Annotated in this window: 12 protein-coding genes and 1 tRNA gene; 8 read left to right on the plus strand and 5 right to left on the minus strand. The window is 74.2% G+C overall.

Features of this window, described 5'->3' with window-relative positions:
* Positions 1 to 217 precede the first annotated feature (217 nt).
* The gene (locus ACIRD3_RS16185) at positions 218 to 901 is read left to right on the plus strand and encodes a TetR family transcriptional regulator (protein ID WP_402217039.1); all 684 of its coding nucleotides are present in this window, start codon (positions 218 to 220) and stop codon (positions 899 to 901) included.
* Positions 902 to 1,108: 207 nt separating this feature from the next.
* Positions 1,109 to 2,479 carry a chloride channel protein gene (locus tag ACIRD3_RS16190; RefSeq protein ID WP_402216375.1) on the plus strand — a complete coding sequence of 457 codons (1,371 nt, stop codon included), beginning with the start codon at positions 1,109 to 1,111 and terminating at the stop codon, positions 2,477 to 2,479.
* 166 nt (positions 2,480 to 2,645) lie between these two features.
* Here ACIRD3_RS16190 and ACIRD3_RS16195 read toward each other — a convergent pair.
* Positions 2,646 to 2,730: transfer RNA gene (locus ACIRD3_RS16195), tRNA-Leu, on the minus strand.
* 291 nt (positions 2,731 to 3,021) lie between these two features.
* Here ACIRD3_RS16195 and ACIRD3_RS16200 point away from each other — a divergent pair.
* The 3 genes from ACIRD3_RS16200 (at position 3,022) to ACIRD3_RS16210 (ending at position 6,072) form a co-directional block, all read left to right on the plus strand.
* The gene (locus tag ACIRD3_RS16200; RefSeq protein ID WP_402216378.1) at positions 3,022 to 4,353 is read left to right on the plus strand and encodes a M20/M25/M40 family metallo-hydrolase; all 1,332 of its coding nucleotides are present in this window, start codon (positions 3,022 to 3,024) and stop codon (positions 4,351 to 4,353) included.
* Positions 4,354 to 4,649: 296 nt separating this feature from the next.
* Positions 4,650 to 4,892, plus strand: a complete 243-nt coding sequence (locus ACIRD3_RS16205; RefSeq protein WP_402216381.1) for a chaplin — start codon at positions 4,650 to 4,652, stop codon at positions 4,890 to 4,892.
* Positions 4,893 to 5,190: 298 nt separating this feature from the next.
* Entirely contained in the window at positions 5,191 to 6,072 is an 882-nt protein-coding gene (locus ACIRD3_RS16210; protein WP_402216383.1) for a chaplin, read from the plus strand.
* 140 nt (positions 6,073 to 6,212) lie between these two features.
* On the opposite strand, the gene ACIRD3_RS16215 is transcribed toward ACIRD3_RS16210, so the two are convergent.
* Complete coding sequence (locus tag ACIRD3_RS16215) at positions 6,213 to 6,422, minus strand: DUF5703 family protein (RefSeq protein WP_402216385.1); 210 nt, start codon at positions 6,420 to 6,422, stop codon at positions 6,213 to 6,215.
* 363 nt (positions 6,423 to 6,785) lie between these two features.
* Between ACIRD3_RS16215 and ACIRD3_RS16220 the strand changes: the two genes are divergently transcribed.
* A complete protein-coding gene (locus ACIRD3_RS16220; protein ID WP_402216387.1) occupies positions 6,786 to 7,391 on the plus strand; it encodes a hypothetical protein in 606 nt (201 codons plus the stop codon).
* Between the two features lie 113 nt (positions 7,392 to 7,504).
* Here ACIRD3_RS16220 and ACIRD3_RS16225 read toward each other — a convergent pair whose 3' ends face one another.
* Positions 7,505 to 9,583 (minus strand): helix-hairpin-helix domain-containing protein, encoded by a 2,079-nt coding sequence (locus ACIRD3_RS16225; RefSeq protein WP_402216389.1) that lies wholly within the window; start codon positions 9,581 to 9,583, stop codon positions 7,505 to 7,507.
* 59 nt (positions 9,584 to 9,642) lie between these two features.
* Positions 9,643 to 10,623: an aldo/keto reductase gene (locus ACIRD3_RS16230; protein WP_402216392.1), complete on the minus strand. Its 981-nt coding sequence runs from the start codon at positions 10,621 to 10,623 to the stop codon at positions 9,643 to 9,645.
* A gap of 252 nt (positions 10,624 to 10,875) precedes the next feature.
* On the opposite strand from ACIRD3_RS16230, the gene ACIRD3_RS16235 reads away from it, so the two are divergent.
* Positions 10,876 to 11,922 (plus strand): LLM class F420-dependent oxidoreductase, encoded by a 1,047-nt coding sequence (locus ACIRD3_RS16235; protein WP_402216395.1) that lies wholly within the window; start codon positions 10,876 to 10,878, stop codon positions 11,920 to 11,922.
* A gap of 24 nt (positions 11,923 to 11,946) precedes the next feature.
* Here ACIRD3_RS16235 and ACIRD3_RS16240 read toward each other — a convergent pair whose 3' ends face one another.
* Complete coding sequence (locus ACIRD3_RS16240) at positions 11,947 to 12,927, minus strand: magnesium and cobalt transport protein CorA (RefSeq protein ID WP_402216397.1); 981 nt, start codon at positions 12,925 to 12,927, stop codon at positions 11,947 to 11,949.
* 169 nt (positions 12,928 to 13,096) lie between these two features.
* On the opposite strand from ACIRD3_RS16240, the gene ACIRD3_RS16245 reads away from it, so the two are divergent.
* Positions 13,097 to 13,789 (plus strand): histidine phosphatase family protein, encoded by a 693-nt coding sequence (locus ACIRD3_RS16245; protein ID WP_402216400.1) that lies wholly within the window; start codon positions 13,097 to 13,099, stop codon positions 13,787 to 13,789.
* Positions 13,790 to 14,032: the final 243 nt, after the last annotated feature.

Raw genomic sequence — 14,032 nt, forward strand, 5'->3', positions numbered from 1 at the left:
GCGAAGATCACGCAGATCTACGAGGGCACCAACCAGGTCCAGCGCATCGTGATGGCCCGCAACCTCCCGTAACCAGGCCTGACCTGCCCCGACGGGCCGGCCGCAATGCGCGGTCCGGCCGTCGGTGTCCCCGCGGTGCGCCGGTGTTAAGTTCCGGAGAATGAGCGAGAAGGAAGAGCAGGACCTGCCCATGAACGACGGGCCCAACAAGCCCGCGATGCGCGAGGCGTTGGTGGCCGCGGCCTTCGAGCTCTTCCTGGAGCGCGGCTTCGAGCAGACCACCATCGACGACATCGTGTCGCTGGCCGGCGTCGGCCGGCGCTCCTTCTTCCGCTACTTCCCGGCGAAGGAGGACGTGGTCTTCCCCGACCACGAGCGCAGCCTCGCCGAGATGACGGAGTTCCTGGAGTCCGGCAGCGGTGAGGAGGACCCGGTCAAGCACGCCTGCGACGCGGCCCGCCTGGTCCTGCGGATGTACGCCGAGCAGCCCTCCTTCTCCGTCCAGCGCTACCGGCTCACCCGCAAGGTGCCGGGCCTGCGGGCGTACGAGCTGTCGGTGGTCTGGCGCTACGAGCACACCCTGGCCGCCTACCTGCGCGACCGCTTCGCCGACCGCCCGGACGGCCCGCTGCGGGCGGACGTCATCGCCGCGGCCGTCGTCGCCGCGCACAACCACGCCCTGCGCACCTGGCTGCGCTCGGGCGGGGAGAGCGACTGGGTGGCCGAGGTGGACGCCGCGATGGCCTTCGTCACCGGCACGTGGAGCGACCGTCCGTCCGATCCCGCCGGCGACGGCGAGGCCGACGAGGTGGTCGTCCTGGTCGCCAGCCGGCGGGCGCCGCTGTGGCGGATGGTCCAGGGCATCGAGAGCGCCCTCGGCGGCGAGACCCGCCAGGTCTGAGCGGTTCCGACGGCGCGCTCGCCGCGTCGTACTGCGCCGCGTCGTGCTCCGCCGGGCCGCGCTCCGACTCACCCGTCCGGCGGCACCGCGCTCCGGCCGTTGCCCGGCCGACGGCCCGCGCGCCGTGCGGCGCTCCCGGCCCCGGGCGAGACTCGGTCGCAGGACGGGCCCCGAGCGGCGGCGGCCCGCCGGCGCGAAGGAGCGGCCATGCCGGGGACGCCCCCGCAGCACGACGGCGGTCCGACCCTGCGCGACGTGCTGCTGCACAAGGGCTACCTCGGCCTGCTGCTGGTCTCGGCGCTGGTCGGCATCCCGGTCTCGCTGGCCGCCTTCGGCTTCGTCGGTCTGGAGCACCAACTCCAGCACTGGATCTGGGAGAGCCTGCCGGAGACCGCCGGCTACGGCCGCGCCCCCTGGTGGTGGCCGTTGCCCGCGCTGCTGCTGGCCGGACTGCTGCTCGCCCCGGTCGTCACCCGGCTGCCCGGGAACGGCGGGCACGTCCCGGTGGACGGGATCGGCGGCCCACCCACCCCGCCGCGGGCCGTCCCCGGCGTGGTGCTGGCCGCACTCGCCTGTCTGCCGCTCGGCGCGGTGCTCGGCCCGGAGGCGCCACTGATGGCGCTCGGTGGCGGGCTCGCCCTGCTCGCCGTCCGCTCCGCCAGACGCGCCGAACAGCCGCAGCTGGTCGCGGTGTTGGGCACGGCGGGCGCGGCCGCCGCGATCTCCACCATCTTCGGCAGCCCGCTGGTGGCCGCGGTGATGCTGATCGAGGCGGCCGGGCTGGGCGGCCCGCAGCTGATCGCGCTGATCCTGCCCAGCCTGCTGGCCAGCGGTGTCGGTGCCCTGGTGTTCACCGGCTTCGGCCACTGGACCGGCCTGGCGATCGGCGCGCTCTCACTCCCGCAGGTGCCCAGCACCGGCCCCCCCGACCCGGGCGACTTCCTGTGGGGCGTCCCGCTCGCCGCCGCCGTCGCCCTGGTCTGCGTGGCCGGGCAGACGCTAGGCCGGCGGGTCAAGGCCTTCACCGCGGCGGACACCGCCCGGATGACCGCCGCCCGCACGGTGCTGTGCGCGGTCGCCGTCGGCGGTTGCATCGCGCTCTACGCCCTGCTCACCGACCGCTCACCGGAGGAGGCCGCGCTCTCCGGCCAGGCCACCCTCGGCGCACTGGCCGCCGACCCGGCCGCCTGGCCGATCGGTGCGCTGCTGGCCCTCGTGCTCTGCAAGGGCCTCGGCTGGTCGATCGCGCTCGGCAGCCTGCGCGGCGGCCCGATCTTCCCGGCGATCCTGCTCGGCGCCGCGCTCGGCGTGGCCTGCGCACCGCTGCCCGGCTTCGGCACCGCACCCGCCCTGGCCGTCGGCCTGGCCGCCTCCGGAGCCGCCGTCACCCGTCTGCCGGTCACCAGCGCCGTCCTCGCCACCGCCCTCCTCGGCGCCGAGGCGGCCGAGGCGATGCCCCTGCTGATCGTGGCCACGGTGACGGCGTTCATCACCGGCGAGGCACTCCGCGGCCGTCGGGAGTGGCACCGGGCGGAGGCCCACCGCGCCGGAGCGGCCGGGCCCGGAGCGCCCCCGTGACGTCGGCCGCCCGAGGTACCGCTCGATCCGCTGCTGGTTCTCCACCAGCCGCAGGCGGAGGTGCCGCAGTTGGGCCGGTTCCCGGGTCGATCCGAACATCGAGCCCGCCGAGCCCACCGGGGCCCGAAACGAAAAGAACCCCAGACGAATCTGGGGTTCCTGCCGGTGTCCGAGGGGGGACTTGAACCCCCACGCCCGATAAAGGGCACTAGCACCTCAAGCTAGCGCGTCTGCCATTCCGCCACCCGGACCGGGTGTCGTCCTCGCGGCTTCCGATCTCTCGTCCGTCGCGCTGACAGATGTAACTGTAGCAAAGATCGGCTTGGGCTCCCAAAACGGTTTCCGGGCCGGGGGCGGGCCGGGTGGCGGGAGCAAGGGTCGGCGTGTGGCGGGGGCGTGACCAGGGGGTTTCGGGGCCGTGCGGGGGGTGGATCCGGGTCGGGGGCTGGGGGAGGATGGGCGGACGTGCTCGTACGGCCCGGGTGCAGGTCCCGGGGGTGGCGCGCTGGTGCGTCGGTGCGGGCCAGAGACGAGGAGTGACCGTGAGCGAGCGGAGCGAGTCGACGGCGCCGAGGGTGACGGCTGAGTCGGAGGTCGCCGGGATCTGTCGCGATCTGATCCGGATCGACACCAGCAACTACGGCGACGGCTCCGGCCCGGGCGAGCGCAAGGCGGCCGAGTACGTCGCCGAGCAGCTCGCCGAGTTCGGGGTCGAGCCCCAGATCTTCGAATCGGCCAAGGGCCGGGCTTCGACGGTGGTGCGGATCGAGGGCGAGGACCGCTCCCGCCCGGGCCTGCTGATCCACGGCCACACCGACGTGGTGCCGGCCAACGCCGCGGACTGGACGTACGACCCGTTCGGCGGCGAGATCGCCGACGGCTGCGTCTGGGGCCGCGGCGCGGTCGACATGAAGGACATGGACGCGATGACCCTGGCGGTCATCCGTGACCGGCTGCGCACCGGGCGCAAGCCCCCGCGCGACATCGTGCTGGCCTTCCTCGCGGACGAGGAGGCCGGTGGCACCTTCGGCGCGCGCTTCCTGGTCGACAAGCACCCCGGGCTGTTCGAGGGCGTGACCGAGGCGATCGGCGAGGTCGGCGGCTTCTCCTTCACCGTCAACGACCAGGTGCGCCTCTACCTGGTGGAGACGGCCGAGAAGGGCATGCACTGGATGCGCCTGACGGTCGAGGGCCGGGCCGGGCACGGCTCGATGGAGAACGACGACAACGCGATCACCGAGCTGTGCGAGGCGGTCGCCCGGCTCGGCCGGCACCAGTTCCCGCTGCGGATCACCAAGACCGTCCGGGCGTTCCTGGACGAGCTGTCGGACGCGCTCGGGGTCGAGCTGGACCCCGAGAACATGGACGAGACGCTGCGCGTGCTCGGCGGCATCGCCAAGATGATCGGCACCACGCTGCGCAACACCGCCCAGCCGACCATGCTCGGTGCCGGCTACAAGGTGAACGTGATCCCCGGTCAGGCCACCGCCCATGTGGACGGCCGCTTCCTGCCCGGCTACGAGGAGGAGTTCCTGGCGGAGCTGGACAGCGTGCTCGGCCCGCGCGTGAAGCGCGAGAGCCTGCACTCGGACAAGGCGATCGAGACCGGGTTCGACGGCGCGCTGGTCGAGGCGATGCAGACCGCGCTGCGGGCGGAGGACCCGATCGCCCGCGCGGTGCCGTACTGCCTCTCGGGCGGGACGGACGCCAAGTCCTTCCAGGACCTGGGGATCCGCTGCTTCGGCTTCGCGCCGCTGCAGCTGCCGCCGGAGCTGGACTTCGCCGGGATGTTCCACGGCGTGGACGAGCGGGTGCCGGTGGACGGCCTGAAGTTCGGCGTCCGGGTGCTGGACCGGTTCATCGACGCCTGCTGATCGGACCGCTGCTGATCAGACGCCTCCTCGTCGGGCGCCCGCTGATCAGACGACTGGGTCGGCCCGTTCCCGGGGTGCCGGGGGCGGGCCGACCGCATTGTCGGAGCGGATGATTGTGGGACGGGTTCAGGGAGATCCAGAGAAACGATTCTTCCCTGAAATTCGCGCCGACCATATGTGCGAGACCTCACCGTTGCGAGTGAATGGGAAATCTGTTCCGTACCCCGTTTGGCCGCAGCGTCGTTCATCCCTGTGCAGCCCGCCGAACGGGTTGCGTTGTCCATACAGGAGGAATGATGAAGGTCAAGAAGATCGCCGCCGTCGCCGCCGCCACCGGTGGCCTGGTCCTCGCCGCCGCCGGTGTGGCGTCCGCTCACGGCGGCGCCGGTGCCGAGGGTGCGGCTCTGGGCTCCCCGGGCATCGCTTCCGGCAACCTGGTCCAGGTCCCGGTGCACGTTCCGGTGAACGCCTGCGGCAACACCGTCAGCGTGATCGGCGTGCTGAACCCGGCGTTCGGCAACCACTGCGCCAACTTCTGAGCCGACCTCCGGGCCGCTGAGGCCTGTTGAGTGGACTCGACCCGGCCCCCGGGCGGCGGACGCGCCGCACCGGGGGCGTTCGCGTGTCCGACCGGTTCCGGTCGGCCCTGATACACGATCGACGACACGATCGCTCGATCGGGTGAAGTTGCCGCAATCGGCCCAACCTCCCCGTTCGCCCCTCGTTAACTCCTGTGCAGCCGAATGCCTTGCGTGATTTACGGATGTATCAAAATTCCGACTTTCATAAGGTTCACGTCAAGCGTCACCATCTCGTCTCGAAACGTCAGGGGAAAATATGAGGAATGTAGCCAAGAAGGGGATCCTCACGGCCGTGGCCGCCGGCGGTGTGCTGGCCTCGACCGCCGGCTACGCCTACGCGGGCGCCGAGGCACAAGGGGGTGCGGTCGGCTCCCCGGGTGTCGCCTCGGGCAACTCGGTGCAGGTCCCGGTCGAGGTGCCGATCAACGCGTGCGGCAACACGGTCGACGTGGTCGGGGCGCTGAACCCGTCGTTCGGCAACCACTGCGCCAACGTCAGCGGCGGTCGTCACGCGGCCCCCCAGGGTGGTCAGTCCGGCTGGGCCGGCGGCACCGACGGCTCCGGCGCCGGCGGGAACCGGGGCACCACCGCCGCGGGCTCCTCCGCCTCCGGCACCGCCGCCCACTCGCCCGGCGTCGCCTCCGGCAACAGCGTCCAGGCTCCGGTGCACGTCCCGGTCAACGCCTGCGGAAACTCCGTCAACGTGGTCGGCGTCGGCAACCCCGCCTTCGGCAACGGCTGCGACAACGTGGCGCACCCCGCCCCGGCTCCCGCCCCGAAGCCGAGCGACGACTGCCCCGAGAGCAGCCACCCGAGCCCGCCGGCCACGACGCCGCCGGCCACGACCCCGCCGCAGACCGGCGGTGAGACCACCCCGGGCTACCCGCGCAACGGTGGTCCGTCCACCGGGACCCCGACCACCCCGACCAGTGCCCCGGCCGCGCATGGCGCCCCGAGCGTCCAGGCCGTTCCGGTCGCCGACCGCACGGCCCCGGCCGCCACCGCGCCGGGTGCCCCCGTCGGCAGCCAGCTGGCCTCCACCGGTGCCGGCGACGTCGAGCTGCTCGGCGCGGCCGGCCTCGCGCTGCTGCTCGGCGGCGGCGTGCTCTACCGCCGCGCCCGCGCCGGGGCCCGCTGACCGGCTGAGCCGCGCGCCTCACCCGGGGCCGCGCGCACCCGCCGTGGAGACGACGCACCCGCGGCCGCCCGTACGTCCGGCGGCCGCGGGTGCGTGAGGCTTCGGTGCCGGCCCCCGCCCGGTGCGGCGCGAGCCGCCCCTCACCAGCTGCGGACCTGGCGGATGATCCTCCGCTTGAGCCGGACCGTCCGGCTGCCGTCGGGGAACAGCCTCAGCCGGTCGAGCTCCCAGTGCCCGTACTCGGCGTGCTCGGTGAGTAGTTGGCGGGCCGCGCTGCGCGTCGTCCCGCGCGGCATGCGCAGCGACTGGTACTCGTACTCCGGCTGCCGGACCGGCTTGCGTGGGGTCAAAACGCTCCTCCTGGGGGATCACCTTCGGGCAAGCCTACGGCCTGCCCCGGACAGTCGGCCCGGGTATTTCCGGCCGTCCTCCCGGGCGGAAGCGGCGGCCCGGGGCCCGCGACCCGGGGGATCGACTGACAGTGCATCAGTTCTGTTGCTGCTGTGGAGGGGATACCCCGATCCCGGCGCACGAAGCGGGGCCGGGACGGCCCCGTCGGCCCCGCCGCGCGCCCTCTGCGCCCGCTCCACGCCGGTACCGCAGGGGGACGTACCTGTGCAGATCGGACATCAGGGGGGAAGTTGCGGTGAAATCGCGGGTGTAGGTGACAACCGCTGTGCGTACCGCCGCCGCGGGGAGATAGCGTCTGCACCATGTCTGATGCCGCGCAGCCCACCATTGCCGAGGTACGCGCCGCCGCTGAGGCGGTCAAGGCCGCCATCGACCGTCATCTGGAAGCGGTGTCAAGCCCCAACGCAGCCGATGATCCCGCCGTGTCCGCCGCCTACGAGCAGCTCGCGACGGCGGCCATCGCCTACGACCAGCTCCTGTACGAGGCCTACGACGAGGTCACGCCCTTCGAGATCCCCGGGGACGAGGGGCCCGGCGGGTACCACGGCCCCGAACAGCCCGAGGCGATCAGCGTGTTGATCCGCCGCGACTACCACGTGGTCGACCCCAAGCGGTTGCGCGCCCAGGCCGAGCGGCTGGACGAGTCGCTGACCCCGGGCGGCGCCGGCGCGAGCGGCGTGAACGCCGCGATCGGGGTGCTGTTCGGCGAGTACGAACCGGACGAGATCGCCGCCCGCAGCGAGGAGTTCGGCCTGGAGGAGGCCGACTCGACGCTCTGGGTCGCGGCCGCCGAACCGACCGAGCCGGGGGAGTGGCTGCCGGAGCCCTTCGAGCACGCCGATCCGCAGCTGCTGATCTGCCGGTTCGACGTGAGCGAGGTCTACGACGACGAGGACCCGGACGACTGACCCGTCCGGGACGGACGACGGGCGGGCCCCACGACCAGTGGGGCCCGCCCGTCGCGCGTCCGCCTCGGCGGCGCCGGGTCGCAGCGGTACCGGACCTCGGCGGAACCGGAGCCTCAGTACTCCGAGGCGGTGTTCTCGGCGAGGACCGACCGCAGCCGGGTGGTACGCGGCTGCGCCGGGCGCTCGGCGACGGCCTGGACGAGCGCCGGGCCCGCCGCGTGCACCACGGACAGGTGCCGCTCGCCCCGGCCGAAGGCGGTGTAGACCCACTGCCGGGTGAGCGCCGGGGCGGCGTCCTCCGGGAGCACCACCACCGCGCCCGGCCAGCGGCGGCCGAGGGCCTGGTGGACCGTCAGCGCCCAGCCGTGCCGCAGCCGGGAGGCCTCGGCGGGCGGGACCGTCCGGCGCGAGCCGTCCGCGTACTCCAGGTGCAGACCGGTGGCGTCGCCGTCCAGCACCCGGGCCGGGCGGGTGATTCCGGGCGCGGGGGAGTCGACCACCCGGTCACCCGGGTCGAAGCCGGCGAACCGGCCCGGGCCGGGGTTGAGCCGCGCCTTGGCGGCGGCGTTCAGTGCCCGGGTGCCGGCCGCGCCGCCGTGGCCCGGGGTGAGCAGCACCACCTGCTCGGCGGGGATGCCGAGGGCGCGCGGGATGGAGTCGGTGAGCAGCTGGACGGCACGGTGGACGGCCTCGCCGGCGTCCTTGGCGGTCAGGATGACCACCTCCTTGTCCGGCGCCTCGACCTGCTGGAGCTCGCCGATGCCGACGCCGGACACCAGCTCTCCGATCGGGCCGAAGTCCGGGGTGCGGGAGGCGACCGCCGGGCAGACCTTGGCGGCCAGCAGGTCGGCGAAGACGCGGCCGGGCCCGGCGGACCAGAGCTGGCCCGGGTCGCCGCTGAGCACCAGCCGGGTGCCGTCGGCGAGCGACTCCAGGACGGTCGCGGCCAGTTCGACGTCCAGCAGGGGGGCGTCCAGGACGACCAGGAGGTCCAGCGCGAGCGTGCCGTCCGGCGCGCGGCCGGGGCCGGCGGCGCCGGAGAGCAGCTCGGCGAGGGTGACCACGGGGGCGTCCGCCCCGGCCGTCCCGCCCCCGGCGAGCGCGGCGAAGGAGTCCCGGCCCTGGTCGGTCCAGGTGGTGGCGCAGGCCCGCAGCCCGAGGCCCCGGGCTGCGGCGATCAGTGCGGCCGGTTCGGCGCGGGCCGCCTCGCCGCCGGTGTGCAGCACCAGCGCGCTGTCGGCGACGGCGCGGACCAGGGCGGTGGCGGAGGAGGACGGCGCGGCCTCGGCGGCGGCCTCCCAGGCGGCGGGGGAGCTCTTCTCCCCGGACTCCTCGGCCGCTTCCTCCGCCGCGTCCCCGCCCGGGACGAAGGTGGCCATCAGCTGAAGCAGCTTCTCGGCGAGGCTGACCTCCGCCATCGCCAGCCCCTCCAGGGCGAGCAGGGTCCGGGTCGGGACCTCCTCCTCGTCGTCGCTCTGCGCGCTGCGCCCCTCGGCGCCGGTCAGTTCCTCCTGGAAGGGCAGCACCTGCCCCTCGTCCACGGCGGCACCGATCGCGCCGGCCGGGTCGGGCACGCGGAGTCGGCCGAGCTCGGCCGCCACCTCGTTGAGTTCCAGGGCCGAGTCCCCGCGCAGGGACGCCTGGGCCAGCAGCCACAGCACCAGCGCGTGGGCGCGGCGGGGGTCCTCGGGCCGGGCCTCGGCACCGAGCAGGCCCCGGGCGAAGCCGTCCGCGTGCTCCGGGCGGACACCGGGCAGGCCGAGCACCGCCCACGGGTCCTCGCGCAGCCGCTCGGCGGCGTCGCCGCCGAGGGCGGCCACGGCGGGCGCCGCGAGGTCGGCGGGGGCGCCGCCGGCGGCCAGCACCTCGGCGACGGCCCGGAGCGTGTCGGCGTCCACCGGAGCGGGCGCGGCGGCCCGGGCAGGGGCGGGTGCGGCCGGACGGGGCGCGGCGGGCGTCGGGGCGGGGACCTGAGTCGGCACCCGGGGTGCGAGGGCCTCCGGAGTCTCGGCGGATTCGGCGGATTCGTCGGCCTCCTCGGCCTCCGGCCCGGCCGTCGGCTCCGGGAGTTCGACCGGCGGCGGCGTGCCCGGCGACTTGAACGGCGCCATCCCCCGGATCTGCTCCGCCAGCTGCGCGAACTTCGCGGCCTTCTCGGCGTCCCCCGGAGCGCCGTTGCCCGTGTCAGTCATCGTCGTCCGCTCCAAAGGTCACTCCACTGCGCGTTCTGCTCGGCGATCCGGCCCGGGCCTCACAGCTCGGTCCACCCCTGGTCCGGGTAGCGGTGCACGGGCGAGGAGATGTCGTCCAGCGCGCCGCGGATCTCACCCGGAAGCGTAAGCGCCTCCACCGACAGTGCCGCCTGCAGCTGGGTCACCGTCCGCGCCCCGACCAGCGCGCTCGCCACCCCCGGCCGGTCCCGGACCCAGGCCAGGGCGACCGCCAGCGGGCTGCTGGCGAGCCCGTCGGCGGCGGTGGCGAGGGCGTCGACGATCCGCCGCGAGCGGTCCCCGAGGTACGGCTGGACGAAGCCGGCCAGGTACGCCGAGGCGCCGCGCGAGTCCTGCGGGACGCCGTGCCGGTACTTGCCGGTGAGCACCCCGCGGCCGAGCGGCGAACCGGCCAGCACCCCGGTCCCGGCGTCCAGCGCTGCGGGCAGCGCCTCCCGCTCGATCCCGCGCTGCAGCAGCGAGTACTCCAGCTGCGCCGCCGCCAAGGGCACCCGCCCGTGGTGGGCGCGCTGCCAGGTGGCGGCCTTGGCGAGCTGCCAGCCGCTGAAGTCGCACACCCCGACGTAGCGGGCGCGTCCCGAGGTGACGGCGATGTCGAGGGCACTGAGCGTCTCCTCGACCGGGGTGGCCGGGTCGAAGGAGTGCACCTGCCAGAGGTCGACGTAGTCGGTGCCCAGGCGGCGCAGCGAGGCGTCCAGGGCGGCGAGCAGGTGGCCGCGCGAGCCGTCGAAGCGGCGGGCGGAGCCGGGGACGCTGCCGGCCTTGGTGGCGATGACGAGGTCGGAGCGGGGGACCAGGCTGTCGGTGAGCCGGGAGAGCAGGTACTCGGCGCCGCCGTCGGCGTACACGTCGGCGGTGTCGACCAGGTTCCCGCCGGCGTCGACGAACTCCTTGAGCTGCTCGGCGGCCTCGTGTTCGTCGGTGTCGCGGCCCCAGGTCATGGTGCCGAGGCCGAGCCGGGAGACCTGCAGGCCGGTGCGGCCGAGGTGACGCTGTTCCATCGGACGGGCCCTCCACTGGCCGGTGGCCGCGGGAGCCCCGGCAGCCCTGTGAACGCGCAGGTGGGGAGAGCGGTCCCCACGTCGGCTGAGCGTAGCGGCCGTCGCGCGGACAGAGGGGAAGACCCGCAGGAGGATCACCGGGGCCGACGTGGTGCCGCTGTGACCCAGCCCACCACTACCCGTCAGTAGCATGTCCGGCGCGGGCCCGGTTACCCTCGGCCCGACCCCCAAACCCACTGGAAGGTGCGGCAGATGCGACTCGGGATCAACCTCGGCTACTGGGGACTCGGCATGGACGCCGACAACATCGCCGTGGCCCAGGAGGCGGACCGGCTCGGCTACGCGGTCTGCTGGGCGGCGGAGGCGTACGGCTCGGACGCCGCGACCGTGCTCAGCTACGTCGCCGCGAAGACCGAGCGGATCGACGTCGGCTCGGCCATCTTCCAGATCCCGGCCCGCACGCCGGCCATGACGGCGATGACCGCGGCGACCCTGGACACCCTCTCCGGCGGCCGGTTCCGGCTCGGCCTCGGCGTCTCCGGCCCGCAGGTGTCCGAGGGCTGGTACGGCGTGCGGTTCGACAAGCCGCTGGCCCGCACCCGCGAGTACGTGGAGATCATCCGCAAGGCGATGTCCCGCGAGCGCCTGGTCCACGAGGGCGCGAACTGGACGCTGCCGCTGCCCGGCGGCCCCGGCAAGCCGATCAAGCTCACCGTGCACCCGGTGCGCGAGCACATCCCGCTGTACATCGCCGCGATCGGCCCGAAGAACCTGGAGCTGACCGGTGAGATCGCCGACGGCTGGCTCGGCATCTTCTTCTCGCCCGAGCACGCCGCGATGTCCCTCGACCCGCTGACGGCCGGCCGCGCCAGGAGCGGCAGGACGCTGGAGGGCTTCGACCTCTGCCCGACCGTCAACCTCGCCGTCGGCGAGGACGTCAAGGCCGGGGCGGACGCGCTGCGTTCGTACGCCGCGCTCTACATCGGCGGCATGGGCAGCAAGGAGAAGAACTTCTACAACCAGCTGACCCGGCGGATGGGCTACGAGCAGGCCGCCGACGAGATCCAGGAGAAGTACCTGGCCAAGGACTACGCCGGCGCCGCGGCCGCCGTCCCGCACGACCTGATCGACGCCACCTCGCTGATCGGCGACACCGCCCGGATCGCGGACCGGATGCAGGCCTACGCCGACGCGGGCGTCACCACGCTCACCCTGGCGCCGTCCGGCTTCACCCTGGACGAGCGGATCCGGGCGCTGCGCACGGGCGTCGAGGCGCTGGAGCGCGCCGGTCTGGCGTGACGGCGAGGGGCCGGGCGGGCGGCACTACAGCCAGTCGTGCCGCTTGAACACCCGGTGGAGGACGACGCAGACCACGAGCATCAGCAGCAGCACGGCCGGGTACCCCCAGGGCTGGTGCAGCTCGGGCATGTGGTCGAAGTTCATCCCGTAGACGCCCGCGATCATCGTCGGCACGGCGGCCAGCGCCGCCCAGGCCGAGATCTTCCGCATGTCGTTGTTCTGCTGCACGCTGACCTGCGCCAGGTTGGCGTTGAGGATGTCGGACAGCAGCCGGTCCATGCCGTCCACCTGGTCGTTCACCCGGGCCACGTGGTCGGCGACGTCCCGCAGGTAGGGCGCGGTCTCGGACCGGACGAAGCGGGCGCCGCGCTCCAGCGTCAGCATCGGCTCCAGCAGGGGGCCGGTGGCACGGCGCACGGACATCACCTGGCGCTTGTAGCCGTAGATCCGGCCGGCGGTGTCGCGGCCGACCCGGCCGGGGGCGAAGATGTCCGACTCCAGCTCGTCCAGGTCGGCCTGGAGGGCGGTGGCCACGTCGACGTAGCCGTCCACGATGGTGTCGGCGACGGAGTGCAGCACCGAGCTGGGGCCGTAGCGCAGCAGCTCGGGATCCTGCTCCAGCCGGTCCCGCAGGCCGCCGAGCGGGCTGTCCTCGCCGTGCCGGACGGTCATCACGAAGTCCGGGCCGAGGAAGACCATCACCTCGCCGATCGTGACGACGTGCGCGCCGGGGGCGTAGCCGAGGGTCTTCAGGGCGACGAACAGCGAGCCCTGGTAGGCCTCGACCTTGGGGCGCTGGTGGGCGCTGACGGCGTCCTCGACGGCCAGCGGGTGCAGCGCGAACTCCTTGCCGACGTGCTCGAGTTCCTCGGCGGTCGGCTCGAACAGGCCCATCCAGACGAAGCCGTCCGGTCCGGCCGCGCGGGCGGCGGCCAGCGCGCCCGGCAGGTCCTCGGGGGCCTCGATCCGGCGGCCGGCGGCGTAGGCGGCGCAGTGGACGATCATGCGGGCCATTGTCCCCGATCACGGCTCCCGGACACGGATCCGGGCCCGCCGTCCCACCGGCCGGGACGGCGGGCCACCGGAGGCACCACCGGTACGGGCGACGGTCGGACGGGCAACCGGACGGTGACCTCCCCCCACGGCCGTGTCCGGAGGCCGTAGGCTAAGCCCCATGCCCACCCTGCTGCTCGTCCGTCACGGCCGCTCCACCGCGAACACCGCCGGGATCCTGGCCGGTTGGACCCCCGGCGTGGACCTCGACGACACCGGACGCGCCCAGGCCGCCGCGCTGGCCGACCGCCTGGCCGGCGTTCCGCTGGCGCAGGCCGTCAGCAGCCCGCTGGAGCGCTGCCGGCAGACGCTGGAGCCGCTGCTGGCCGCCCGGCCCGAGCTGGCCCCGCCGGCCGAGGACGAACGGTTGGGGGAGTGCCACTACGGCGAGTGGACCGGCCGTCCGCTGGCCGAGCTGGCCAAGGAGCCGCTCTGGCGCACGGTGCAGGACCACGCGGCCGCCGCGGCCTTCCCCGGCGGCGAGTCGCTGCGCGAGCTGAGCCACCGGACGGTGAGCGCGGTGCGCGAGTGGAACGCGAAGATCGCCGCCGAGCACGGCGAGGACGCGGTCTGGATCGCCTGCTCGCACGGCGACGTGATCAAGGCGGTGGTGGCCGACGCGCTCGGCCTGCACCTGGACCACTTCCAGCGGATCAGCGTCGAGCCCTGCTCGGTCACCGCGATCCGCTACACCCCGCACCGGCCCTTCGTGCTGAGAATGGGCGACACCGGCGACCTCACCTCGCTGGCGCCGAAGGCCGGCCCGGCCCCGGCCACCCCGGCCGGGGACGCGGTGGTCGGCGGCACCGCCTGAGCCGTGCGGCCCACGCGGCCCCCTCGCGCGGCCCCGTGCCGCGCCGCCGCCGGACGAACCCGCAGGCGCAAGCCCCGGGCACCCGTCCGGGCGGCACCGCCCCAGCCCCCGAGTGCCACCCCGCCCGCGGCCGTCGGCTCGGCTCCCCGGCCGGAGCCCGGAGGTCGTAGGGTGACTAACGAGTCCGAATACCCGCGATCCCCCACGGCGGATCCGCGCCGACCGACACGATCCGGAGCGAGA

Source organism: Kitasatospora sp. NPDC093550, from assembly GCF_044764985.1.
Taxonomy (GTDB): domain Bacteria; phylum Actinomycetota; class Actinomycetes; order Streptomycetales; family Streptomycetaceae; genus Kitasatospora.

Excerpts from the sequence above, each read along its gene's own strand:
- ACIRD3_RS16210 (WP_402216383.1), top strand. The coding sequence starts at position 5,191 with ATGAGGAATGTAGCCAAGAAGGGGATCCTCACGGCCGTGGCCGCCGGC.
- ACIRD3_RS16230 (WP_402216392.1), bottom strand. The coding sequence starts at position 10,623 with ATGGAACAGCGTCACCTCGGCCGCACCGGCCTGCAGGTCTCCCGGCTC.
- ACIRD3_RS16225 (WP_402216389.1), bottom strand. The coding sequence starts at position 9,583 with ATGACTGACACGGGCAACGGCGCTCCGGGGGACGCCGAGAAGGCCGCG.
- ACIRD3_RS16235 (WP_402216395.1), top strand. The coding sequence starts at position 10,876 with ATGCGACTCGGGATCAACCTCGGCTACTGGGGACTCGGCATGGACGCC.
- ACIRD3_RS16240 (WP_402216397.1), bottom strand. The coding sequence starts at position 12,927 with ATGATCGTCCACTGCGCCGCCTACGCCGCCGGCCGCCGGATCGAGGCC.
- ACIRD3_RS16190 (WP_402216375.1), top strand. The coding sequence starts at position 1,109 with ATGCCGGGGACGCCCCCGCAGCACGACGGCGGTCCGACCCTGCGCGAC.
- ACIRD3_RS16245 (WP_402216400.1), top strand. The coding sequence starts at position 13,097 with ATGCCCACCCTGCTGCTCGTCCGTCACGGCCGCTCCACCGCGAACACC.
- ACIRD3_RS16205 (WP_402216381.1), top strand. The coding sequence starts at position 4,650 with ATGAAGGTCAAGAAGATCGCCGCCGTCGCCGCCGCCACCGGTGGCCTG.
- ACIRD3_RS16220 (WP_402216387.1), top strand. The coding sequence starts at position 6,786 with ATGTCTGATGCCGCGCAGCCCACCATTGCCGAGGTACGCGCCGCCGCT.
- ACIRD3_RS16185 (WP_402217039.1), top strand. The coding sequence starts at position 218 with ATGCGCGAGGCGTTGGTGGCCGCGGCCTTCGAGCTCTTCCTGGAGCGC.